Source organism: Streptomyces sp. Root1310 (assembly GCF_001426425.1).
GTDB lineage: Bacteria > Actinomycetota > Actinomycetes > Streptomycetales > Streptomycetaceae > Streptomyces.
Genome location: NZ_LMEQ01000035.1, coordinates 196,141 through 220,186, shown reverse-complemented (window position 1 = coordinate 220,186; position 24,046 = coordinate 196,141). Strand labels below are relative to the sequence as shown.

20 protein-coding genes are annotated in these 24,046 nt (G+C 72.1%); 13 read left to right on the top strand and 7 right to left on the bottom strand.

Features of this window, described 5'->3' with window-relative positions; genetic code table 11:
* Positions 1-6: 6 nt before the first annotated feature.
* From ASD48_RS40770 to ASD48_RS40755, 4 genes are all read right to left on the bottom strand, one after another.
* Positions 7-714 (bottom strand): L,D-transpeptidase family protein, encoded by a 708-nt coding sequence (locus ASD48_RS40770; protein ID WP_057606973.1) that lies wholly within the window; start codon positions 712-714, stop codon positions 7-9.
* 105 nt (positions 715-819) lie between these two features.
* Entirely contained in the window at positions 820-2,520 is a 1,701-nt protein-coding gene (locus ASD48_RS40765; protein ID WP_107104519.1) for a heme peroxidase family protein, read from the bottom strand.
* 140 nt (positions 2,521-2,660) lie between these two features.
* Positions 2,661-3,242, bottom strand: coding sequence for a pyridoxamine 5'-phosphate oxidase family protein (locus ASD48_RS40760; RefSeq protein ID WP_057606972.1), 582 nt, complete (start codon positions 3,240-3,242; stop codon positions 2,661-2,663).
* 125 nt (positions 3,243-3,367) lie between these two features.
* A complete protein-coding gene (locus ASD48_RS40755; protein WP_057606971.1) occupies positions 3,368-4,261 on the bottom strand; it encodes a hypothetical protein in 894 nt (297 codons plus the stop codon).
* 211 nt (positions 4,262-4,472) lie between these two features.
* Between ASD48_RS40755 and argH the strand changes: the two genes are divergently transcribed.
* The 4 genes from argH (at position 4,473) to ASD48_RS40735 (ending at position 9,423) form a co-directional block, all read left to right on the top strand.
* Positions 4,473-5,906, top strand: a complete 1,434-nt coding sequence (gene argH, locus ASD48_RS40750) for an argininosuccinate lyase (RefSeq protein ID WP_057606970.1) — start codon at positions 4,473-4,475, stop codon at positions 5,904-5,906.
* Positions 5,907-6,182: 276 nt separating this feature from the next.
* Positions 6,183-7,154 (top strand): aldo/keto reductase, encoded by a 972-nt coding sequence (locus ASD48_RS40745; RefSeq protein WP_057606969.1) that lies wholly within the window; start codon positions 6,183-6,185, stop codon positions 7,152-7,154.
* 101 nt (positions 7,155-7,255) lie between these two features.
* Positions 7,256-7,903, top strand: coding sequence for a TetR/AcrR family transcriptional regulator (locus ASD48_RS40740; RefSeq protein WP_242432873.1), 648 nt, complete (start codon positions 7,256-7,258; stop codon positions 7,901-7,903).
* A complete protein-coding gene (locus ASD48_RS40735; protein ID WP_057606968.1) occupies positions 7,900-9,423 on the top strand; it encodes an MFS transporter in 1,524 nt (507 codons plus the stop codon). Before ASD48_RS40740 ends, ASD48_RS40735 begins: the two co-directional genes overlap by 4 nt.
* Before the next feature lie 234 nt (positions 9,424-9,657).
* Here the strand turns inward: ASD48_RS40735 and ASD48_RS40730 are convergent, their stop codons facing one another.
* Positions 9,658-10,329, bottom strand: coding sequence for a lysophospholipid acyltransferase family protein (locus ASD48_RS40730; RefSeq protein WP_054239454.1), 672 nt, complete (start codon positions 10,327-10,329; stop codon positions 9,658-9,660).
* Between the two features lie 310 nt (positions 10,330-10,639).
* On the opposite strand from ASD48_RS40730, the gene ASD48_RS40725 reads away from it, so the two are divergent.
* From ASD48_RS40725 to ASD48_RS40715, 3 genes are all read left to right on the top strand, one after another.
* Positions 10,640-11,821, top strand: coding sequence for a glycerophosphodiester phosphodiesterase (locus ASD48_RS40725; protein WP_057606967.1), 1,182 nt, complete (start codon positions 10,640-10,642; stop codon positions 11,819-11,821).
* A 67-nt stretch (positions 11,822-11,888) separates the two neighbouring features.
* Complete coding sequence (locus tag ASD48_RS40720; RefSeq protein ID WP_057606966.1) at positions 11,889-12,395, top strand: sigma-70 family RNA polymerase sigma factor; 507 nt, start codon at positions 11,889-11,891, stop codon at positions 12,393-12,395.
* A gap of 45 nt (positions 12,396-12,440) precedes the next feature.
* Entirely contained in the window at positions 12,441-12,938 is a 498-nt protein-coding gene (locus ASD48_RS40715; RefSeq protein WP_057606965.1) for a GNAT family N-acetyltransferase, read from the top strand.
* On the opposite strand, the gene ASD48_RS40710 is transcribed toward ASD48_RS40715, so the two are convergent.
* Both ASD48_RS40710 and ASD48_RS40705 read right to left on the bottom strand, forming a co-directional pair.
* Entirely contained in the window at positions 12,928-13,353 is a 426-nt protein-coding gene (locus ASD48_RS40710) for a hypothetical protein (protein WP_057606964.1), read from the bottom strand. The genes ASD48_RS40715 and ASD48_RS40710 overlap by 11 nt on opposite strands.
* Position 13,354: 1 nt before the next feature.
* Positions 13,355-13,714 carry a hypothetical protein gene (locus ASD48_RS40705; protein ID WP_057606963.1) on the bottom strand — a complete coding sequence of 120 codons (360 nt, stop codon included), beginning with the start codon at positions 13,712-13,714 and terminating at the stop codon, positions 13,355-13,357.
* A 649-nt stretch (positions 13,715-14,363) separates the two neighbouring features.
* On the opposite strand from ASD48_RS40705, the gene ASD48_RS40700 reads away from it, so the two are divergent.
* From ASD48_RS40700 to cobT, 6 genes are all read left to right on the top strand, one after another.
* Positions 14,364-15,407 (top strand): ATP-binding cassette domain-containing protein, encoded by a 1,044-nt coding sequence (locus ASD48_RS40700; protein WP_057606962.1) that lies wholly within the window; start codon positions 14,364-14,366, stop codon positions 15,405-15,407.
* Entirely contained in the window at positions 15,404-16,141 is a 738-nt protein-coding gene (locus tag ASD48_RS40695; protein WP_057606961.1) for a methionine ABC transporter permease, read from the top strand. The genes ASD48_RS40700 and ASD48_RS40695 overlap by 4 nt, the downstream gene beginning before the upstream one ends.
* 76 nt (positions 16,142-16,217) lie before the next feature.
* Complete coding sequence (locus ASD48_RS40690; protein ID WP_057606960.1) at positions 16,218-17,045, top strand: MetQ/NlpA family ABC transporter substrate-binding protein; 828 nt, start codon at positions 16,218-16,220, stop codon at positions 17,043-17,045.
* 169 nt (positions 17,046-17,214) lie between these two features.
* Positions 17,215-17,853 carry a GNAT family N-acetyltransferase gene (locus tag ASD48_RS40685; protein WP_057606959.1) on the top strand — a complete coding sequence of 213 codons (639 nt, stop codon included), beginning with the start codon at positions 17,215-17,217 and terminating at the stop codon, positions 17,851-17,853.
* Positions 17,854-17,949: 96 nt separating this feature from the next.
* The gene (gene cbiE / locus ASD48_RS40680; protein WP_057606958.1) at positions 17,950-19,173 is read left to right on the top strand and encodes a precorrin-6y C5,15-methyltransferase (decarboxylating) subunit CbiE; all 1,224 of its coding nucleotides are present in this window, start codon (positions 17,950-17,952) and stop codon (positions 19,171-19,173) included.
* A 501-nt stretch (positions 19,174-19,674) separates the two neighbouring features.
* On the top strand, positions 19,675-24,030 hold the full coding sequence (gene cobT, locus ASD48_RS40675; protein WP_057606957.1) for a nicotinate-nucleotide--dimethylbenzimidazole phosphoribosyltransferase: 4,356 nt from the start codon (positions 19,675-19,677) through the stop codon (positions 24,028-24,030).
* The last annotated feature ends 16 nt before the right edge of the window (positions 24,031-24,046 follow it).

Genomic DNA, 24,046 nt, shown 5'->3' with positions numbered 1-24,046 from the left:
CGGGCCTCAGTACCGGGTGATCGCCGTCCGCCCGTCCGCCGTGCCGATCGCGAGGTGCGGTCGCTTCCCCGGCCGGGCCCACGTCAGCAGCCGCCGCATCGCCCCCGCCGTCACCGACACACAACCGGCCGTCGCGCCGCGCCCGTTGACGTGCAGGAAGATTCCCGCCCCGCGGCCCCGCACCGGTCTGCCGTAGTTGAATCCGATGACCAGCGCGTACGCGTACTGCGTGCGGTAGGTGACCAGATGCTCGGACTCGGCCGCGCGGCAGTCCGCGGGCCGCGGCTCGGTCCACCGGTTGTAGGCGCGGGACTTGTTGTCCTGGCACCACCAGGAGTCCTGGCGCACCGGTCGGTAGGCGTACGAGGTCCCTGGCGGCGCCGGCCGGATGCCGAAGGCGTAGGGGAGGCCGTACAGGCCTGTCGGTGTCGTGTTCGAGCCCTGCCGGCGGGAGGCGCCCTCGACCAGGCCCTTCGCGCCGAACCTGGCCCGCGTGGAACCGGCCGGCACCCACCGGCCGTTCCGCAGGTCCCACCAGGTGAGCGTGCCCGAGGTGGCACCGGTCCGCGGGGCCACGGCGGTGATCAGCTGGGTGCCGCCGCCCGTGTCCGCCATCCGCGCCGGCAGCGGCGGGGCGGCCCCGGTGTCCGGCGCGGCACCGAGCAGGCCGAGGGACGCGCAGACGAGGGCGGTGGTGACGACACGAGGGCGCATGGTCCGACGCTAAGCGCGGGTGGCGGCACCGGCAGGCCGGGTGGGCCGACCGTGCGGCCGCCGGCCCACCCGCGCCGGCCGCTCAGGCCCACCCGCGCCGGCCGCTCAGGCCACCGGACCCAGCGGGTTGAGCTGGTCGGCCCGTCCTTCGAAGGCGTACAGCAGCAGGTCGGTCATCTCGAAGAGGTCCTGGGAGTTGCGCTCCTCCACCGGGCTGAGGAACGGACGCCAGAACGGGTCGCGCACGATGGAGTGCCGGCTGCCCTCGATGGCCCGGTGGAACACCTCGGCGACGATGCGGCCGCCGACGCCGGTCAGCTTGCCGTCGCCCCTCACCTCGGCCTCCCGCAGGATGTAGAACCACAGCGGGGTGTGCCGGGCGACCGCTTCCGCGAGCCCGCCGGAGAGCTGAGCACCGCCGCTCTGCGTGAGGTCGGCCGCGGTCAGCGGCTCCACGTCGACCTTGCGGTCGATGAAGTGCTCGACCATCTGCTGTCCCGTGCCGAGCCGCAGCATCGAGGCCCGGGTGAGGTTGCGGAAGGCGAGGTTCAGCTCCTCCTGCGGAGGCTTGGCCTGACCGCGTCCGCCGAAGGAGCCGAGCGGCAGGTCGGCGAGCGGGTCGACCAGCAGGGTGTCGATGCGCTTGGCGAGGTTGAACTGCGTCTCGGGGACCAGGAGGTCGGTCCGCTCCGGCACCGCCTCCTGGAAGGCGAACAGCCGCCGGAAGTCGGCGATCCAGTTGGTGGGCAGGCGCTCGAAGTCCCCCGACTCCGGGTCCGCCGGGTCGGCGGGAGGCGGCGACAGGGTGCCACTGGTGCCGCTGAACCGGAACAGCAGCTCGAGCGTGCCCCGCCCGCGGTCGAAGATCCGGTTCCAGTTGTAGCGGTCCCGGACCATGCTGTGCCCGAGCCGGTAGGCGGCCACGGAGAACTCGATCGGCATGGTCGGCAGGTCGTGCTCGCCCGGCGAGGGCTCGAACACCCGGCGGCCGTTGTCGAACACGTCCTCGACGATCTCGGGGTCGACGATCCTGCGCAGGAAGTCGTGGCGCAGCATCCACTGGTAGTGCTTGACGACCGTCTCGCGTGCCGACTCGAAGAGGACGGCGCTCGACACGCCCTTGCCGACCAGGTCCGCCACCACCCGGTTGTGGAACCGGATGAAGGCGGCGTGGACCTGGGCGACGACCAGGTTCTCGTCGTTGCGCGGGTCCGGGATCAGCGCCCGGCGCCGCTCGGACCTCAGTGAGCCCGTGCCCTGCCTCGGCAGGTCGAACCCGGTGAGGGGCAGGCCCACGATGGACGGGTCGTTCGGTACACCCTGGGTCGTGCCGGACTTCAGCCGGAGGCCGTCGTCCTCGTAGAACCGGCGGTCGAAGCGGTGGGCGGGCCCGAGGCCGTAGAGGGAGTCGAGGTCGAGGGCCGGGGAGCGGCCCTGGAGGAGCTGGCGCACCGTGATCTCGTCGTCCAGGCGCACCGCGGTGGCGTCCAGGGTGAGGTCGTGGTCCACGAACTGGCCGAGATAGGTGAACCCCGACGGGACCCCCCGCTGGTCGGGGTGGTCCCGCTTGGGGTCCGTCATCGCCCTGGCCAGCTCGATGCGGGCGTTCCGGTCGAGCTGCCGGGCCGGCCCGGAGCGCGGGCCGAGCCGCGAGAAGCGGAACTTGCGCAGGTCCGCCACGGTGGAGGCGGCCTGCGGCTCCACGGGACCGCCGTCCCGGGATTCGGCGAGTATGCCCTCGCCGATGACGTAGAACGAGGAGCGGACGTGGCGTTTGCTCTGTGGTTCGCGTGCGGGTCGGAACATGTTTCCCCCATGTGGTCGCGCCCGCGCGAGAACGCGCGGGCGTGAGCCACGCTAGGGGACGAGTGCGGCGGAAGGGGGAATTCCGTCAAATCCCCCAAGAGGCCCAAGTGTTGACTGTCTGTACAGAAAGCCCATGCACGTCAAATCGGACTCAGGGGCAACGGCAGTCCGGGCAGTCCGTCCATGCTCGTGGCGATGTACTCCTTCTTCGCGAAGTACGCGCTGAGCGACTCGTCGTCCTCCCGCGCGAACCGCTTGGCGTGCAGCTCGCGGTCCTCGTCGTACGTCATGAAGGGCACCGCGTACCCGCAGGTGTCCCGCACGAGTTCGGCGTGCACGACGATGATCGCGCGCAGCCCGTGCGGGGTCGGGTCCAGGTCCGGGAAACGGGCGAGGAGCTCCGAAAACCTGGGGTCGTCGCGGAAGACGGGTTCGCCCCGGCCGTGCACCCGCACGATGTTCGGCGGCCCCTGGAAGGCGCACCACATCAGCGTGATCCGGCCGTTCTCCCGCAGGTGCGCGATGGTCTCCGCGTTGGAGCCGGCGAAGTCGAGGTAGGCCACGGTGAGTTCGTCGAGAACGGCGAACGAGCCCTTGAGGCCCTTGGGGGAGAGGTTCACCGTGCCGTCGCCGGAGAGCGGGGCGGTCGCGGTGAAGAAGAGGGGCTGCTCCTTGATGAAGGTGCGGAGCCTGCCGTCGATGCGCTCGTAGATCTTTCCCATGTCTAACGATTATCCGGGAAAGCCCTTCGCGTGTCTAAGGAGATTGACGAACGGTGTGCGAGGTGAACACGCCACGGCGACCGCCCCGGCCGGCGCTTCCCGGGGCGGTCGCCGTGCCTGTCACGTCACTTGTTCAACGTGCAGGCGGCCAGGGCGTCGAGGCCCTGCGGCTTGGTGCCCTTGCGGCCGATCGAGATGGCGATGCGGTCGATGGTGGACACCCGCTTGTCCGCCAGCGGGCCGAGGATCGCGTTCTGCACGAAGTTGGCGCCACCCTGGCCGACCGTGTTCTGGAGGCGGGTGTTGGCCTCGTCGATCTGCGTCTGGAGCAGGGCCAGGTTGCGGTCGACCTCGGCCTGCGCGGTGGCGGGGATCGCGGGGAGCTGCGAGGCGACGTCCGGGCAGCTGATGGTGCCCACACCGGCCGCGTCGCCGCCGGCGTCGTCGCCCGTCTCCGCCGCGCCGCCGTCCGCTCCTTCGGCGCCGGTCTCCTCCGCGCCGGGGGTGGCCTCGGCCTCGTCGCCCGCGGCGGCGTCGTCTCCGGCGTCCTCACCGGTGTCCGCGACGCCACCCGCGTCGAGGGCGCACGGTGCGAGCGCGTCGAGGCCCTGCGGCTTGGTGCCCTGGCGGCCGATCGAGATCGCGATGCGGTCGATCGTGGAGACCCGCTTGCCCTCCAGCGGGCCGAGGATCGCGTTCTGCACGAAGTTCGCCCCGCCCTGGCCCACGGTGTCGACGAGTCGCTTGTTGGCCTCGGCGATCTGCGTCTGCAGCAGGGCCAGGTTGCGGTCGACCTCGGCCTGCGCGGAGGCGGGGATCGCGGGAAGCTGGGAGGCCACGTCCGGGCACGAGATGGTGCCGGGGCCGGCGAGCGTCTTGGCGTTGGTCGTGCCGCTGCTCTTGGACGACTCCCCGGCGAGAGCGGAGTTGACGACGACCGCGCCGGACAGTGCCAGAGCGGCGGCCGCGCCGATGACCACCACGCGACGCTTGTTGTACTTCGGAAGAGCCCTGGACATGCGGATGCCTCACTTGGGTCAGGAGTGGGTGTACAAACGCGGCGCCGGCGTTCAGTCGTGAGTACGGGTAAGCGGTTGCTGTTGTTCAAACTCCTTTCAAAAAATTCCCGAGATCCGGAACCGCGCGGCCTGCCGGAGTTGAATTGACGAATCATGCATAGCACTGCATACTCATGCATGACGTTGAGCGCAGTGGTGAGGAGCAACGCAAGTGAGCAGCAACAGCGGTGACGTAAGGCTCTGGGGCGGCCGTTTCGCCGACGGTCCCGCCGAGGCGCTGGCGAAGCTGTCCGCCTCCGTCCACTTCGACTGGCGCCTCGCGCCCTACGACATCGCCGGTTCGCGTGCCCACGCGCGCGTGCTGCACAAGGCGGGGCTGCTCACCGAGGACGAGCTGACCCGGATGACCGAGGGCCTCGACCGGCTCGAGGCGGACGTCGCCGACGGTTCCTTCGTGGGCACCATCGCCGACGAGGACGTCCACACCGCCCTGGAGCGCGGCCTCCTGGAACGCCTCGGCGCCGACCTGGGCGGCAAGCTGCGCGCGGGCCGCTCCCGCAACGACCAGGTCGCCACCCTCTTCCGGATGTACCTGCGCGACCACGCCCGGATCCTCGGCGGCCTGATCGCCGAACTCCAGGACGCCCTGATCGGCCTGGCGGAGGCCCACCCGGACGTGGCGATGCCCGGCCGTACCCACCTCCAGCACGCCCAGCCGGTGCTCTTCGCCCACCATGTGCTCGCCCATGTCCAGTCGCTGTCCCGGGACGCGGAACGCCTGCGCCAGTGGGACGAGCGCACCGCCGTGTCGCCGTACGGCTCCGGCGCCCTGGCGGGCTCCTCCCTCGGGCTGGACCCGGAGGCGGTGGCCGAGGACCTCGGCTTCGAGCGCGGCAGCGTCGGCAACTCCATCGACGGCACGGCGTCCCGCGACTTCGTCGCCGAGTTCGCCTTCATCACCGCGATGATCGGCGTGAACCTCTCCCGGATCTCCGAGGAGATCATCATCTGGAACACGAAGGAGTTCTCCTTCGTGACGCTGCACGACGCGTTCTCCACCGGCTCGTCGATCATGCCGCAGAAGAAGAACCCGGACATCGCGGAACTGGCGCGCGGCAAGTCGGGCCGCCTGATCGGCAACCTCACCGGTCTCATGGCGACCCTCAAGGCCCTCCCGCTCGCCTACAACCGTGACCTCCAGGAGGACAAGGAGCCGGTCTTCGACTCCTGCGACCAGCTCGAGGTCCTTCTCCCCGCCTTCACCGGCATGGTCGCCACCCTCACCGTCCACCGTGAGCGCATGGAGGAGCTGGCCCCGGCCGGGTTCTCGCTCGCCACCGACATCGCCGAGTGGCTGGTCAAGCAGGGCGTGCCGTTCCGGGTCGCGCACGAGGTCGCCGGCGAGTGCGTCAAGGTGGCCGAGGCCGACGGCAAGGAACTCGACGGCCTCACCGACGAGCAGTTCGCGAAGATCTCCGCCCACCTCACCCCCGAGGTGCGCTCCGTCCTCAACGTCCCCGGTGCCCTCGCCTCCCGCGACGGCCGCGGCGGTACGGCGCCCAGCGCGGTGGCGATCCAGCTCGCAGAGGTGAAGGCGGACGTGGCCGCTCAGCACGCCTGGGCAACGGCCAAGGACAAGCGCTGACGGCGGTGCCCTGAGGGTGATGCCCTGAGGGGTGCGCCGAGGGTGGCGGTGCTCCGAGGGGTGTGCTGAGGGCGGCAGTGCCCGAGGGGTGCGGGAAACCGCGCGACAAGCCACGCACACGACCCGCACCCGTCGGCGAGCGGCACCCGTCGGCGAGCGGCACCCGCCTAGCTCCCGAGCGGCATCCGCCGAGCTCCGGGGCGCCCCGCATTCACCGAAGGCATGACGGACTACGTTGGTCGGAAGCCGTACCGCAGCCGACCAACGGAGCCCGCGATGCCCTTCGCCCGACTGGCCACAGCGACGACCCCCACCTGTCACATCGGACTGGGCCTCGCCGCAGTCGGCCGCCCCGGCTACATCAACCTCGGCCGGGAAACCGACCTCGGGGCGGATCGCAGCGTCGAATCGCTGCGCGCCCGCACCCACGAACTCCTCGACGCCGCCTACGCCCAGGGCGTCCGCTACTTCGACGTGGCCCGCTCGTACGGCCGTTCCGAGGAGTTCCTCGCCGACTGGCTGAAGGCCAGGCCCGGCGTGGACGACATCGTGGTGGGCAGCAAGTGGGGCTACACCTACACCGCCGACTGGACCACGGACGCGGAGCGCCACGAGGTCAAGGACCACGGGCTCCCGACGTACGAACGGCAGCGCGCCGAGACGGCGGAACTGCTCGGCGACCGGCTCGACCTCTACCAGATCCACTCGGTGACCCCGGACAGTCCCGCCCTCACCGACAAGGAACTCCACGCCAAGCTGGCCGAGTCCGCCGCGCAGGGCCTCACCGTCGGTTTCTCCACCAGCGGCCCCGCCCAGGCCGAGGCGATTCGCGCGGCCCTCGCCGTGACGGTCGACGGCGAGCCCCTCTTCCGTACCGTCCAGTCGACGTACAACGCGCTGGAGACCTCGGCCGGCCCCGCCCTCGCCGAGGCCCATGACGCCGGGCTCACGGTGATCGTGAAGGAGGGCATGGCCAACGGACGCCTAGCGCAGCCGCATGCGCCGGACGCCCTGAAGGCCGTGGCGGCACAGACAACGCTCGGCTGCGACGCTGTCGCCCTCGCCCTGATCCTGCGGCAACCCTGGGCCGGTGTCGTCCTCTCCGGCGCGGCGACCGCCACCCAGCTCGCCTCCAACCTGCACGCGGCGGTCGTGGACCTCGACGACGATCAGGTGGCCCGGCTGGCCGGACTGGCGGAGGAGCCGCGGGCGTACTGGGAGCGGCGCGGCAGCCTGCCCTGGCACTGAGGCATCCGCCGGACCGTCGAGCATCAGCGCTGAGCACGCCCGAGTGACTCGCGCACGCTCAGAATGAGACATCAGTGTCTCATCTGGGTTAGTCTTGTCTCATGGCTGTCGATCGTGATCAAGTGCTGCGCGGAGCCGCGGCCCTGCTGACCCGCAAATCCACCGCGACGATGGACGAGGTGGCCAAGGCGGCCGGGATCAGCCGGGCCACACTGCACCGTCACTTCGCCGGCCGCGACGCGCTGGTGCGTGCCCTGGAGGCCCTCGGCATCGCGGAGTGCGAGACCGCTCTGGATGCGGCGCGGCTGGACGAGGGCCCCGCGCCCGACGCCGTGCGCCGGCTCGTCCAGGAGATCGAACCGGCCGCCGGCCTGCTCGCCTTCCTCTACACCGAGAACCAGCTGTTCGAGGGCGAGGAGCTGAACCACGGCTGGACCCGGATCGACGACCGGATCTCGGACCTGTTCCGGCGCGGGCAACTGAGCGGTGAGTTCCGTATCGACCTCACGCCCGCCTGGCTCACCGAGGCGCTGTTCGGCCTGCTGGCCTCCGGCGCCTGGATGGTGCAGAGCGGCAAGGGCGCCCCCAAGGACTTCCAGCACATGATCGTCGAGCTGCTGCTCGGCGGCGCGCTGAGGCCGCCCTCGGCACAGAGCCCGGACGCCCCAGGCCCTCGTCCGGCACCCGACAGCCCGGCACCACAGAACCCCGCACCACAGAGTTCGGCATCACAGATAGAGGAATCATGACCAGCACCCTGCGGCCGACGACCACGACCGGGGCGGTGAAGCGTCCGGACCGTTGGCTCGCGCTCTCCGTCCTCGTGCTCGCCGTGCTGCTGGTGGCCGTCGACGCGACCGTCCTCGGTCTCGCGACCCCCTACATCAGCGAGGACCTCGAGCCCTCCGGCACCCAGCTCCTCTGGATCGGCGACGTCTACTCCTTCGTCATCGCCGGTCTGCTCGTCTCGATGGGCAGCCTCGGCGACCGCATCGGCCGCAAGCGGATCCTGCTCATGGGCGCCACCGCGTTCGGGCTGATATCCGTCCTCAACGCCTACGCGACGACCCCGGAGACGATGATCGCGGCGCGTGCCCTGCTCGGCGTCGCCGGCGCGACCCTGATGCCCGCCACGCTCGCCCTGATCCGCAACCTCTTCCACGATCCGCGCGAGCGCAGCCTCGCGGTCGGCATCTGGGGCGCCACCGCCTCCGCGGGTACCGCGGTCGGCCCCATCGTGGGCGGCTTCCTCCTCGAACACTTCTGGTGGGGCTCGGTCTTTCTCATCAACCTGCCCGTCATGGTCGTCCTGGTCGTCGTCGGCATCAGGACGCTCCCGGAGTCCCGCACCCCGAACCCCGGCCCGTGGGACCTGCCCAGCGTGCTGCTGTCCCTGGTCGGCATGATCGGCGTCGTCTACGCGGTCAAGGAGGCCGCCACGCACGGCTTCACCGGGATCTCGGTCGGCACGGGCCTGCTGGGCGCGGCCGCGCTGTACGGCTTCGTCCGCCGCCAGCTGACCCTGCCGACCCCCCTGCTGGACATGCGCCTGTTCCGCAACCGCGGCTTCAGCGGGGCGGTCCTGGCCGACCTGCTGACCATCCTGGGCCTGTCCGGCCTGGTGTTCTTCCTCTCCCAGTACCTCCAGCTCGTCCAGGGCAGGCGCCCGTTCGAGGCCGGTCTGGCCGAACTTCCCGCCGCCGTGGGCGCGGTGGTGGCCGGCCTGATCGCGGGCCGGGCGGCCCGCCGCCTCTCGGTCAGGGCCGTGGTCTCCGGCGGCCTCGCGGCGATCGGCCTCGCGCTGGCCGCCCTGACGACGATCGGCCAGTCCACCGGCTACCCCGTGCTGGGCGCGGCGCTGCTGCTGGTCGGCGTGGGAGCGGGTTTCTCCTTCACGGTGACCGCCGACGTCATCCTGGGCTCCGTGCCCAAGGAACAGGCGGGAGCGGCGTCCGCGGTGTCCGAGACGGCGTACGAGCTCGGCGCGGCGCTCGGCATCGCCGTACTCGGCTCGATCGTGACGGGCGTCTACCGAGGCTTCGCGGCGCCGGCGGGCACACCGGAAGGGGCGCACGAGTCACTGGGCGGCGCGGTGGAGGCTGCGGGACACATGCCGTCGGCCGCGGCCGAGGAGATGCTGTCGTCGGCCCGGGAGGCCTTCGTCGACGGCCTGACCACGGCGTCCGGAGCGGGCGCGGCGGTCCTGCTGGCAACGGCGGTGGCCGCGTGGTTCCTGCTCAGGGGCCAGCACCTGGAGACCACCGAGTAGAGGACCACGAACCAGCGCCGAGCAAACGACACCCACCCGCCCCCGGCCAGGTCCCCCACCCTCCGGGCTGCGGGAAACAGTTCCCTCACGCCCCCGGGCAAGTCCCCCACCCTCAGGGGCGCGGGGAACTGCGCGGCCAGCCACGACGCACCCGCACCGCAAAACGCCCCCCGAGGGGACCCGCGGCGAGGCGAGCCACAACGCCCCGCACCGCAAAACGCCCCCGCCGGAGGCCTACGCGGCTTTCGCCTTCGTGGCGTACATGTCCACGTACTCCTGCCCCGACAGCCGCATGACCTCGGTCATCACCGAGTCCGTCACGGCCCGCAGCACATACCGGTCCCGGTCCATCCCGTCGTACCGGGAGAACTCCATCGCCTCGCCGAAGCGGACGGTGACCCGCCCGGGCCGGGGCATCCCCGCCCCGCCCGGCTGCAGCTTGTCCGTGCCGATCATCGCGAAGGGAACGACCGGCGCCCCGGTCATCAGCGTCAGCCGGGCGATACCGGTCCGCCCGCGGTACAGCCGGCCGTCGGGCGACCGGGTGCCCTCGGGGTAGATGCCGAAGACCTTCCCCTCCTCCAGCACCCGCCGCCCGGTCATCAGGGCCGCCACACCACCGCGGCCGCCGTCGCGGTCCACCGGGATCATGCCGACCCCGGTGAAGAACCAGGCCATGAGCCGGCCCTTGAGGCTCTTGCCGGTGACGTACTCGTCCTTGCCGATGAAGAAGACCTGCCGGTCGCACACGAGTGGAAGAATCATCGAGTCGATGAACGTGAGGTGATTGCCTGCCAGGATGACGGGGCCGTCGCCAGGGATGTGCTCCGCGCCCTCGACCCGGGGGCGGAACATCAGGCGCATGACCGGTCCGAGTACTGCCTTGATGAGCACGAAGCGGGACAACGAGCCCTCCGATGTCAAGGGAAAACGGTATGAGTCTGTGCAGGTGAGGACGATACTCGCGGCATCGGGTGTGACGCACATCGGGTCACCCAGGTCTTACGCACTGTTGACGTACGTTTACCTGTACGGCGGCATCGCCTCCTTATTGTCATCTGCCCGGAACGCGGTGAACTACCGCGCGGAACCGGCCGGACGGCCGTACGGCACCTGCCATCCGCCGTCACCCGCGTGTTAGGACCGAGGTCTCCCGACGGTCATGTCCACGCCCCTACGATCGGGCCGCACGGACGAGCCGACGGCAGGAGGCCCCATGGACACGCAGGGCACGCAGGAGTCGAACCAGCAGGCGAGCGCGGGCGGAACCGGACGGCGGGCGCTCCTCGGCGCCGCCGTGCTCGGTGCCACCGGATCGGTCCTCGGCCTGTCGGGCACGGCGAGAGCCGCCGACTCCTCCCGCTCCGGCAAGGGCCTGAAGAGCCTGCCCGTGCCGACGATCATCGGTCACCGCGGGGCCAGCGGCTACCGGCCGGAGCACACCTTCGGCTCGTACCAGCTCGCCCTCGACCTGGGCGCCGACATCGTCGAGGCGGGGGACCTCGTCCCCACCAGGGACGGCCACCTGGTGTGCCGTCACGAGCCGGAGATCGGCGGGACCACGGACGTCGCCGACCATCCGGAGTTCGCCGCCCGCAGGACCACGAAGGTCCTCGACGGCGTCTCCACGACCGGCTGGTTCACCGAGGACTTCACCCTCGCCGAGCTGAAGACCCTGCGCGCCGTCGAGCGCATCCCGGCCAACCGCCCGCACAACACCCTCTACAACGGCCGCTGGGAGATCCCCACCTTCGAGGAAGTCCTGAAGTGGCAGGACGAGCAGACCCGCAAGCGCGGCAGGCAGGTCTGGATCTACCCCGAGACCAAGCACCCCACCTACTTCCGCAAGCTGGGCCTCGGCCTGGAGGAGCGGGTCGCCAAGCTGCTGCACAAGTACGGCAAGGACAAGAAGAACTCGCCGGTCATCGTGCAGTCCTTCGAGCCGAGCAGCATCCAGCGCCTGAACAAGCTGGTCGACAACCCCCTCGTGGTGCTGCTGTCCGGCGCGAGCTCGCGCCCGTGGGACTTCGTCGAGGCGGGCGACCCACGCACGGTCGCCGACCTGGTGACCCGGGCGGGCCTGCGGGAGATCGCGGGCTACGCCCAGGGCATCGGCCCGACCCTGGACCTGGTGATCCCGAAGGACGCCGCCGGCAACCTCACGACCCCGACCACGCTGGTGAAGGACGCCCACGCGGTCGGCCTGGTGCTGCACCCGTACACCATGCGCAACGAGAACCCCTTCCTGCCCACCGGCTTCCGCAAGGGCACGGACGCGGACGCCTACGGTGACTCCTTCGGCGCGTTCCGCACCTACTTCGCGACCGGCATCGACGGTGTCTTCACGGACAACCCGGACACCGGCCTGCTGGCCCGCGCGGACTTCGTCAACGCCTGAGTCCCCGTTGGAGTGACAGTCGGCCGCCCCGGCAACCAGCCGCCCGGGCGGCCGCATCGTGTGGCATATGACGCACGACCTGCTCACCACCCTGCGCCCGCTGCTCACCGCGGAGGCCTCCGCCGAGGCCCATGCCACCGGGGCCGAACCCGGCGACCTGGAACAGGCGGTCTGGCTCCGCCTGCTGGAGCACCTCGCCACCGACGGCCCGCCCTCCGACCCCCACGGCTGGCTGCGCCGGGCCGTCCGCGCCGAGGTCCGCCGCACCCGCCGTACGACCCGCCGCGAGCAGCCGTACGAGAGCGACCCCGCCGACGACTCCGGCCGCGGCCCCGAGCAGCTCGCCCTCGCCGCCGCCCGGCACCGCGCCCTGCGCGAGGCCGTGGCCCGGCTGCCCGGCCGCTGCTCCCGTCTGCTGCAGGCTCTTCTCTCGCCGCGGGACCTCACCTACCGCGAGATCGCGGGGGAGTTGGGTATCTCACAGGGCAGTCTCGGACCGGAACGTTCCAGATGTCTGGGATGTCTGCGGCGTTTGCTGGCGCCGGAGGTTGCGGCCCGCGAACTGCGGGGATAGGAGTGAGGGACCACAGGCGATCAGGTGAGCGGGAGGCGTGCGCACATGGGCATGAGCGTGACCATCTCGGAGGCGACCGAGCAGGATGCCGAGCAGATCTTCAGATTGCAGTACCTGTGCTTCCAGAGTGAAGCCGCGCTGTACGCCAACTACCGCATCGCCCCGCTCGTCCAGAGCCTCGACTCGGTCCGGCAGGAACTCGCCGCCGACTGCGTCTTCGTGGCCCGCCTGGGCGACGAGGTGGTCGGCTCCGTACGAGGCGGTCTCACCGAGGACGGCGCCGCGGCCATCGGCAAGCTCTGCGTCCACCCGCGCCTCCAGGGCCACGGCATCGGCGCACGGCTGCTCCGCGCGGCCGAGGCGGCACTGGCCGAGGAGCGCGGCGCCAAGAAGTTCCGCCTCTTCACCGGCCACCGCAGCGAGGGCAACCTCCGTCTCTACCGCCGGGTCGGCTACGAGACGGTCGGCACCTCGCAGGGCACGGACGGCGTCATGATGATCGTCCTGGAGAAGCAGGCCGGGCAGTACGCGGCTACGGCGTAGGCCGCGCAGCGGTACGGGACTTCCGCAGCCAGTACAGGGCGGACAGCGGCAGCAGCACGGGGATGAACACGTACCCCATCCCGTACTTCGACCACACGGTCGAGTCGGGGAAGGCCGACGGCTCGACCAGGGTCCAGGTGCCGACGATCAGCACGCCCGCCAGCTCGGCGGCGCAGCACACCTGCGCCGCCCTGCGGGCCCTCTCGCCGCCCCGCACCAGCGAGTACGTGATGAATCCGTACACCACGCCCGCCACGGCCGAGAGTGCGTAGGCCAGCGGCGCCCGGTCGAACTCGGTCGCGATCTGGTACGCCGACCGCGACACCGCCCCGACCACCATCACGCCGTAGAACCAGACCAGGAGTGTCCCGGGCCCGCTGATGAGCCGGTCCGGCTCGTCGTCCACCGCCGCCATGTCAGCCTCCCCAGATGTCAAAGAGCCGCACCTCGAGCACGGCGAGCACGACACCGCCCGCGGCGGCCGTCACCGAGCCCCAGCGGGTCCGCTCGGACAGTGACATGAGCCCCGCCGCCGGAACGCACGCGGCCGCGCCGAGCAGATACGCCACGAAGATCGTCGTGCCCTGCTCCGGCTTCTCGCCCCGCGCCAGCTGGACGATCCCGACCACCAGCTGGATCACGGCCAGCAGGGAGACCACGGCCATCCCGATGAAATGCCAGTCCTTCGTCGGCTGGTCACGGTAGGCGGCCCAGCCGCACCAGGCGGCGAGCAGCAACGCGGCGACGCCGGTCACCAGCGTCAGGGCATTAAGCATGCTGCGACCTTATTACGGCGTATCAGGCGTCCCGCGATCGGGCCCGTGCCCCCGGCGCCGGCCCGGACGGCCGGGCCCGGCACCGCCTGCCCCGCCGTCCTCCCCGCCGTCCTCCCCGCCGTCCTCCCCGCCGTCCGGGGACCGTGTCGTTGGCCACAGCCCATGGAGGTGACGGGCTCGGCGCCGGCCGCCCGGCAAGGGCCGGTCCGCCTTGTCGGCGCTGGTCACGGACGGGGGTGCGGAGATCTCCGGACGGGCCCGGCGTGGACCCGCCCACCGTCCACGGCTGTCCGGCATGCGGACAGCGGGGTCTCGGTCAGGACCGTACGTCTGCTTTACTGATGCTCATGACCACTACGAGCAGCCGCACCCCTGCGACCGAGGCGACCATGACGCCCGGTGCTCGTTGTATGTGTCGAATGTGCGCCTTCTAGAGGGCCCCCGCACCACCCCGAGCTCGCGCCCCGAAGCGAGACGCCGTGGCATGTCCGTGCGCCGCAAGTCCGCCGTACATGACGTAGCCGCGCCCCGCGCACATGTTTCTCCCCGGTTCCCCGCCACAGCGAGAGCCGTGTCGCGTCCCTGACAGCCTGCACCCGTGCGCCCGGGCACACCCACGCCCGCGCACTCGACAGTGACGGAAATCCACGTGATCACCACCACGGGCCTGACCAAGGTCTACCGCTCGCGCGGCCGTGAGGTCACCGCCCTCGACGGCGTCGACCTCCACGTCCGCGAAGGCGAGGTGTACGGCGTCATCGGCCAGTCCGGCGCCGGCAAGTCCTCGCTCATCCGCTGCATCAACCTCCTGGAGCGTCCCACCGCCGGCACGGTCACCGTCGCCGGACAGGACCTCACCGCGCTCGCCGGGCGCGGACCCCGGGCCGGCAAGGAGCTGCGGCAGGCGCGCAGCCGGATCGGGATGGTCTTCCAGCACTTCAACCTGCTGTCCTCGCGGACCGTGCAGGACAACGTCGAACTGCCCCTGGAGATCCTCGGCATCTCGGGACAGGAACGTTCCCGCAAGGCGCTGGAGCTGCTCGACCTGGTCGGTCTCGCCGACAAGGCGAAGTCCTTCCCGGCCCAGCTCTCCGGCGGTCAGAAGCAGCGCGTCGGCATCGCCCGCGCCCTCGCCGGCGACCCCAAGGTGCTGCTCTCCGACGAGGCCACCAGCGCGCTCGACCCGGAGACCACCCGCTCCATCCTCCAGCTGCTGCGCGACCTGAACCGCCAGCTGGGCCTGACCGTCCTGCTCATCACGCACGAGATGGACGTGGTGAAGTCGATCTGCGACTCCGCCGCGCTGATGGAGAACGGCCGCGTCGTCGAGTCCGGCACGGTCGGCGAGCTGCTCGCGACCCCCGGCTCCGAGCTGGCCGGCGCGCTCTTCCCGGTCGGCGGCGACGCCACCGGCGAGGACCGCACCGTCGTCGACGTCACCTTCCACGGCGAGGCCGCCACCCGGCCCGTCATCTCCCAGCTGTCGCGCACCTACAACATCGACATCTCGATCCTCGGCGCCGCCATCGACACCGTCGGCGGGCTCCAGGTCGGCCGCATGCGCATCGAGCTGCCCGGCCGCTACGAGGACAACGTGGTGCCGATCGGCTTCCTGCGCGAACAGGGCCTCCAGATCGACATCGTGGACCACGCGGCCCAGGAGCCCGTGCTGCTGAAGGAGGGTGCCAAGTGACCTGGTCGGAGATGCAGCCCCTGCTGTCCCAGGCCTGTTGGGACACCCTCTACATGGTCGGCTGGTCCACGCTCATCGCCGTCGTCGGCGGTCTCCCGCTCGGCGTCCTGCTGGTCCTGACCGACCGCGGCGGCCTGCTGCAGAACCTGGCCGCCAACAAGGTGATCGGGCAGGTCGTGAACATCGCCCGCTCGCTGCCGTTCATCATCCTGATGGTCGCGCTGATGAACTTCACCCGCACGATCACCGGGACGACCATCGGCCGCGAGGCCGCGATCGTGCCGCTCGCCATCGGCGCCATCCCCTTCTTCGCGCGTCTGGTCGAGACGGCCGTCCGCGAAGTGGACGGCGGACTCGTCGAGGCCGTGCAGGCGATGGGCGGCAACACCTGGACGATCGTGCGCAAGGTCCTCGTGCCGGAGTCCCTGCCCTCGCTCATCGCGAGCACCACGACCACGATCGTCGCCCTGATCGGCTACTCCGCCATGGCCGGCACGGTGGGCGCGGGCGGCCTCGGCGACATCGCCATCCGCTACGGCTACCAGCGCTTCGAGACCGAGCTGATGTGGATCACGGTGGCGATCCTCGCCGTCGTCATCTCGCTCATCCAGTTCGCCGGCGACTACGCGGCCCGCTCCCTGCACCGCCGCGGCGGCAGCTCGGGCCCCGCGCCGAAGCTCCGGCTCCTCAAGGCCAAGGAGCCGGCCGCCGCGGACATCAGCAAGGTCGCCTGAGCCCACCCAGGGCCGCTCCCACAGATCCCCCGCACACCCCACGCGGGTCGCTACACCCTCAGGAAAGGCACTTTTCGTGCGTAACACCGCCAAGTTCACCACCGCAGTCCTCGCCGTCGGCGCCCTCACCCTGGGGCTGACCGCCTGCGGCTCGGACCAGGACGCCGCCTCCGACACCAGCGGCCCGCTGACCGTCGCCGCGAGCCCGACCCCGCACGCCGAGATCCTCGACTTCGTCAAGGACAACCTGGCGAAGAAGGCGGGACTCGACCTGGAGGTCAAGGAGTTCACCGACTACGTCACGCCGAACACGGCGACGGAGGACGGCTCGGTCGACGCCAACTACTTCCAGAACCAGCCGTACCTCGACGACTTCAACAAGAAGAACGGCACCCACATCGTGCCCGTCGTCACGGTCCACCTGGAGCCGCTCGGCCTCTACTCCCACAAGGTCAAGAGCGCGGACGCCCTGAAGAGCGGCGCGACCATCGCGGTTCCCAACGACAGCGTCAACGAGGCCCGCGCCCTGAAGCTGCTCGCCGCGAACAAGCTCATCACCCTCAAGGCCGGCGTGGGCAACGACGCGACCCCCGCGGACATCACCGAGAACCCGAAGAAGCTCAAGTTCAAGGAGCTGGAGGCGGCCCAGACCCCGCGCTCCCTCGACGACGTGGACGCCGCGGTCATCAACGGCAACTACGCCATCGAGGCGGACCTGAAGCCCGCGTCGGACGCCCTCGTCCTGGAGTCCGCCACGGACAACCCGTACGGCAACTTCCTCGCCGTCAAGGACGGCAACGAGGACGACCCGCGGGTGAAGAAGCTCGCCAAGCTCCTCACCTCCGCCGAGGTCAAGAAGTTCATCGAGGACAAGTACGCGGGCTCCGTCATCGCCTCGTTCTGATCACCTCGACCGGCCGGAGGACCGGCCACCGCGCCCCGGGTCCACACCTTCACCCGGTGTGGACCCCGTGGTGTGGTTCCGGGCTCACATGCTGCATGCTGGGCAGTTCAGCGGACCCTGACGGGTCGGCAGGTCACACCCCGAGGTTTCGAAGGTTACGGAGCGGCGCATGACGAGCACCTTCCCCACCATCTCCATCAGCACGGAGCGGTTGGTGCTGCGTCCCCTCGACGAGGACGACGTGCCCGCCCTGGCCGACATGATGAACGACGAGCAGGTCGCCGCCTGGACGGCCGTGCCCCAGCCCTACGACGAGGCGGCCGCCCGCCGCTGGATCACCGAGCGCGCGCCCACCGAACGCACCGAGGGCCGCGGCCTCGACCTCGCGGTCACGGAGTTCCTCACCCAGCGTCTGGTCGGCGTCATCCAGCTCGCCAGGACCGACTGGCACGTCCGCTCCACCGAACTGTCGTACATCATCGCGCCCTGGGCGCGCGGCGAGGGCTACGCCTCCGAGGCGGCGCTGGCCACCGCCCAGTGGCTGATCCGCGACCAGAAGTTCGAGCGCATCGAGCTGCGCACGGCCGCCGACAACACCGCCTCCCAGCAGGTCGCGCAGAAGATCGGCTGTATCAGCGAGGGTGTGCTGCGGGGCGCCTGCATAGCGCGCGCCCGGGCCGAGGACGGCAGGTGGAACGAGGTGCGCACCGACTACATCGTGTGGAGCCTCCTCCCGGAGGACCTGGAGGGCCCCGGGGAGCACTTCGCGGAGAGCGGCGGTTTCACGTCGTACACCGACTGGAACTGACCCCCGCGCCGGTGCCACCACCATTGCCGTGACCCACCGAACAGGTACCCTCACGGAGCCCGCTACCTGCGCGAACCCCGGGGGAGACTGACGACGATGGCCGACCGCGTCACGGTGATCGGATGGGACGGTTCGCCGCTGACCGCCGCGGCCCGCTCCGCCCTCGGCGCCGCCACGCTGGTGGCCGGCGCCCCCCACCACCTGGCGCTCCCCGAGGTGCCGCCCGGTGCGGAGCGCGTCCGGCTCGGCAGTGTCTCCCTCGCCGCCCGCCGCATCGCGGGCCACCGCGGCACCGCCGTCGTCCTCGCCGACGGCGACCCGGGCTTCTTCGGCGTCGTACGGACCCTGCGCGCACCCGAGTTCGGCCTGGAGGTCGAGGTCGTCCCGGCCGTCTCCGCCGTCGCCGCCGCCTTCGCCCGGGCCGGCATGCCCTGGGACGACGCCCACGTGGTCGTCGCCCACCGGCGCACCCTGCGTCGCGCCGTGAACGTCTGCCGCGCCCACACCAAGGTCGCCGTCCTCACCTCCCCGGGCGCCGGCCCCGCCGAGCTCGGCCTGCTCATGGACGGCGTGCACCGCACGTTCGTGGTCTGCGAGGAACTCGGCACCACCCGCGAACAGGTCAGCGTCGTCACCTCGGACAAGGCCGCCGACCACACCTGGCGCGACCCCAACGTGGTCATCGTCATCGGCGGTCCCACCGGGCCGGTCGTCTCGGGGGACAGCGGCTGGATCGCCGGCCGCGACCCGGGCACCGGCCCGCGCGGCTGGGCCCTGCCCGCCGAGGCGTACGGCGGCGGACTCGGCGAGGGCGAGGCGGAGCTGCTGCGGGCCGCCCAACTCGCCCGGCTCGGCCCACGCGTCGGCGATCTCGTCTGGGACATCGGCTGCGGCAGCGGCGCCTTCGCGACCGAGGCGGCGCGGGCGGGCGCCGCCGTCCTCGCCGTCGACCGGGACCTCGACGCGTGCGCCCGCACCGACAGCTCCGCGCGCCGCCACGGCGTCCAGCTCCAGATCGTCCACGGCACGGCCCCGCACGTCCTGGAGAACCTGCCCGAACCCGACGTCGTACGGGTCGGCGGCGGGGGAGCGGCCGTGGTCTCCGCCGTCGCCGACCGCCGCCCGCAGCGCATCGTCACCCACGCCGGGACCCGCGACGCCGCCGAACTCGTGGGCCGCGACCTGACCGAGCACGGCTACCGCGTCGAGTGCTCGCTCGTCCAGTCCGTCGAACTCGACACGCGGGCCTGGACGGAGCGGGAGCGCAGCGTCGCGTTCCTCCTCACCGGCGAGATCGTCCGGCGCGCGTCGCCCCGCTGAGGCCCGCTGAGGTCCGCTGAAGTTCGCGGACGGGCCCGCCGACAGGCGGGGCACGTGTGAGGGACAGGCGAGGGGTGCGTGCGGAACCCGTGTGGGACGGGTGGCGGGCAGGTACCTGCCGACCGCCGGCCGTGACCCGGCGCGCCCTCCCCGTGATCCTGTTGTCGTACCGCGCGCGGTAGGCTGGCCGATCGTCGTACCGCTTCCGTTCGCCCGGCACTTCGTCGGTCAATGTCCGGAAAACACATCCCTTTTGGGGTGGGTGTGGTACGGCAGAACCGGAGGACGCGCAACGTGGCGCAGTCCACAGCGGGGCGTCGCGGATCACGCTGTCGCGACGCGACTACGGCCGGGACAATGCCACTGAATGGCTTTGTCGCTTTTTCGGGCGGGTCGTTCGTGCCGCTGGGCACGGACGCTCGTTCTTCACTACGGGGCGGTCGGTGCGCCGCTCCGGGTGAGCTGGTCGTAGAAGCACTAACCGATGGGCGAGGGGTACGCATGACCGACACCGGCCAGGTCCCGGGCGAGGGGCTGCCGGAGAGCGCAGGCATGGTGGAACAGCCGGGCGCCCCCGCGCACGGTGCGTACGCCTACCTCTCCGAGACCACCGCCGAGGACGAAGACCTGTTGCTGCTGCCGGGTGCCCAGAGCGCGTGGGGCAACGAGGTGGCGCCGCCAGCGCCGGAACCGGTCGTCGAGACGGTGCACGAGCCGGGCCCGCACGAGACGGCCGGCCGTGACAGCGGTTCGGTCGACCTCAGCGCCGTCCGCCTCCCCGGCCCGTCGGCGCCCCAGGCGGCCCCGCGCCGTCCCCTGCATCTCGGCCCGCCGATCCCCGACGCCTCGGCGAGCCCGGTCCGCTCCCTCGCCGATCGCGGCCCCGCGGGCGCGCCGGTACGACAGACCGGCCCGTCCGCGTCGGGTCCCGAGTACCTCGACACCCCGCAGCTGCGCGAGATGCCGCCGCAGGGCGCGTCTCCCTGGGGCGCCGCGCAGCCGTCGGTCGAGCACGGGGCCACGGCTGCGGAAACGGTTGCCCCGGCAACCGTCGCGGCAGCTCAGCAGCGCGAACCGGTCGGCGTGGCCCAGGCCGCCGTAGCCCGGGTGGCGACCGAGGCGATCGCCGCGACCGCCCCCCAGGAGGCCCAGGAGGCCCAGGAGGCCGAAACCGTCGGCGGCGAGGCGCCCGTGCCGGCGCAGGCCGCCACCGGGTACGGGGTCGTCGATCCCGGCGAACTGCTCGGAGCCGCGATGATGGCGGAGGCGGAGCAGGCTCCCGCCGTCGCGCTCGCGGAGGCCGGGCAGGACGCGGCCGACGTCCCCCTCTCCGGAGACGACGGGCCCACGCACGGCACATCCGTCCCGGCCGCCGACGCGCCGGTGGACGCTGCGGTGGGAGCACCGGTGGACGCGGCGCAGGCAGCGGAAGCCGCCCAGGATCCCCAGGGCCCCGAGTCCGGGTCCGAGTACGTGCCGCCGGTCGTCGTCGCCGAGGACACCCCATCGACCCCACCGACCGAACCGGCCGTGGCCCAGGCAGCTGAGGACGCGGACCCGGCCGAGGTGGCGGAGCCTGCCGAGGTGACGGAGGCTGCCGAGACGGCGGCGCCCGCCGAGGCCTCCGAAGTGAACTCCGTCGCGGAGACCGTCGCTCAGGCGGCCGACGCCGGGCAGGAGAGCCCGGTCGAGGCGCCGCGGCAGCCGGAGCCCCAGCAGCCCGTTGAGCACGTGGAGCCCGTGGAGCCTCAGGCGGGCCCCGGTGACACACCGGCCCAGGCCCACGAGGCGCCCGTGGCGGAAGCGGTCCCGGTCGCCGAGTTCGTTCCCGCACCCGGCGCCGCGGCCGAAGGTCCCGTGCCGGATGCCGTCGTGAACCCTGAGCCCACCCCTGCCGAGCCTCTCCCCGCCGAGCCCACCCCTGCGCCCGCAGTCGCGCAGGCCTCCGAGCCCGCGGCGACCGCCGTGCCCGACGTGTCCGAACCGGCGGCGCCCGCCCAGGAGTTGCCCGGCCCCGTCGCCGAGCCCGCCGCGCCCGAAGCAGCCTCCGTGCCTGAGGCCCAGGCGCCCGCCGCCGCTCCCGAGTCCGTCCTGCTCGTCGACGCCTTCGTGGCATCCGCCGAGGTCGCCGCGGCGGCAGCCCTTGCCGAGCAGTCCGAGCCCGCTCCGCGGCAATCCGTCGAGCCGTCCCAGGACGTCCGGCCCGCACCGCTGCCCGACCCCGAGCCGCCGACGGCACCCGAGCCGCAGCCGGAGGTGGAGGCTTCGCACGAGACTCTCGCCCCGGCTGCCCACATCGCGGCCCCCGTGTCTCACATCCCGGAAGCTCCTGTTCCCGGGACGGCACCCCAGCCCGAGCCCGAGCCCCAGCCCGAGGCCGCTCCCGAAGCCGAAGCCGCAGCCGAACCAGCGCCCGAGGCGGAGGCCCCGGTCGGTCAGTCGGAGCCCGACCCCGCCGCCGCCCTCGCGGAGCCGGAGCCCGAGCAGTCGGAGCCCGAGCCCGAACCGGCTCCGGAGTCTGCCGCGGAACCGCAGTCGGAACCGCAGTCGGAACCGCCGGCGGCGGAGTCGCCCGTCGAGGCGCCCCAGGTCCTCCCCGAGCCCGGGGCGGTCGCGGTCCCCGTGGCCGTGGACGCCACGGTCATCCCGCAGCCGGCCGGGCAGGCGCCCGCGCACGCCCACCCCCAGCCCGCCCAGGGTCCGGTGACCGCGCTCGCGGCGCCCGCCGCCCCTGCGGCTGCCCGGCAGGAGCGGCTCGACCGGTCGGACGGGTCGGCGTCGCCGGACCAGCCCCTGGGCCGGTTCGTGCCGGTCGAGGGCACGGTGCCCAGCACCCCGCACCTCGCCCCGACCCCGCCGCACCCCGTTGTGCTTCCCACGGAGGAGCAGACCGCCCCCGCGGCGGCGGAACCGGGGCAGAGCGCCGAAGCGGACGCCGCCGCGCCCACCGTCACGGTCCCCGCCCCCCGCGGCGCCGACCCCGCTCCCGCCCCGGCGACCCCGGACACGGAGCCCGAGACCGGCATCGACCCCGATGCCGCACAGAGCCCGGAGGACCTGGAAACCAGGGCCGCAGACCAGGAAGAGAGCCCGGCTCCCGTGGAAGAAGTCCGAGAGTCCACCGGCCCCGCCGCGCCCGCGTACGACGACGCCGAGCGCGAGGCCGTCCTGAAGGTCATGCGTGAGCGCCGGGACATCCGCAACGGATTCCGCGCCGACCCGATCCCGCACGAGGTGCTGCTGCGCGTCCTGGAGGCCGCCCACACCGCGCCCTCCGTGGGGCACTCGCAGCCCTGGGACTTCGTCGTCATCCGCTCCGCCGACACCCGGCGCGCGATGCACGAACTGGCGAACCGTCAGCGGGACGCCTACGCGAAGTCGCTGCCGAAGGGCCGCGCGAAGCAGTTCAAGGAACTGAAGATCGAGGCGATCCTCGACACCCCGGTGAACATCGTCGTCACCGCCGACCCGACCCGCGGCGGCCGCCACACCCTCGGGCGGCACACCCAGCCGCAGATGGCGCCGTACTCCTCCGCGCTCGCGGTCGAGAACCTCTGGCTCGCCGCCCGCGCCGAGGGCCTCGGTGTCGGCTGGGTCAGTTTCTTCGACGAGCGCGAGATGGTCCGCGCGCTGGGCCTGCCCGAGCACCTCGAAGTGGTCGCCTACCTGTGCGTCGGCTACGTCGACGAGTTCCCGGACGAACCCGAGCTGATGCAGGCCGGCTGGGCCAAGCGCCGTCCGCTGTCCTGGGTCGTCCACGAGGAGACGTACGGCCGCCGCGCGCTGCCCGGCGAGGACCCGCACGACCTGCTTGCCGAGACCGTCGCCAGCGTCCGTCCGCTGGACGCCAAGGCGCTCGGCGAGGCCTGGGAGCGGCAGAAGCGCATGACGAAGCCGCCGGGCTCGCTCGGCATGCTGGAGATCATCTCCGCGCAGCTGTCCGGCCTCTCCCGGCAGTGCCCGCCGCCCATCCCGGAGCCCGCGGCCGTCGCGATCTTCGCGGGCGACCACGGGGTGCACGCGCAGGGGGTCACCCCCTGGCCGCAGGAGGTGACGGCCCAGATGGTCGCCAACTTCCTCGGCGGGGGAGCGGTCTGCAACGCCTTCGCGACCCAGGTGGGCGCCGAGGTCTGCGTGGTGGACGTGGGCGTCGCCGCCGACCTCCCCGCGACCCCCGGTCTCCTGCCCCGCAAGATCCGCGCGGGCACGTCCGACATGACCACCGGCCCCGCGATGACCCGCGAGGAGGCCAAGCAGGCCATCGAGGTCGGCATCGAGACCGCCCGGGACCTGGTCGCGGCCGGCAACAAGGCGCTGCTCACGGGCGAGATGGGGATCGCGAACACCACGGCGTCGGCGGCCCTCATCTCGGTCTTCACGGGCGCCGACCCGGCCGAGGTCACCGGCCGCGGCACCGGTATCAACGACGAGACCCTCGCCCGCAAGACCGAGGTCGTGCGCCGCGCACTGGAGGTCCACCAGCCGGACCCGGCGGACCCCATCGGTGTCCTGGCCGCGATCGGCGGCTTCGAACACGCGGCGCTGGTCGGCCTCCTCCTCGGCGGCGCCTCCCTGCGCACGCCCGTGATCCTGGACGGCGTCAGCGCCGGCGCCGCCGCGCTGGTCGCCCGCGCCATCGCCCCCGAGGTCCTCGCGGCCTGCATCGCGGGCCACCGCAGCGCCGAACCCGGTCATGTGGCCGCCCTGAACAAGCTGGGCCTGCGTCCTCTGGTCGACCTCGACCTCCGCCTCGGCGAGGGAACGGGCGCCCTGCTCGCGCTGCCGCTGGTGCAGAGCACAGCCCGGGCGATGCACGAGGTGGCGACGTTCGATTCGGCGGGCGTCACCGAGAAGTAGGGCCCGCTCGGGGGCC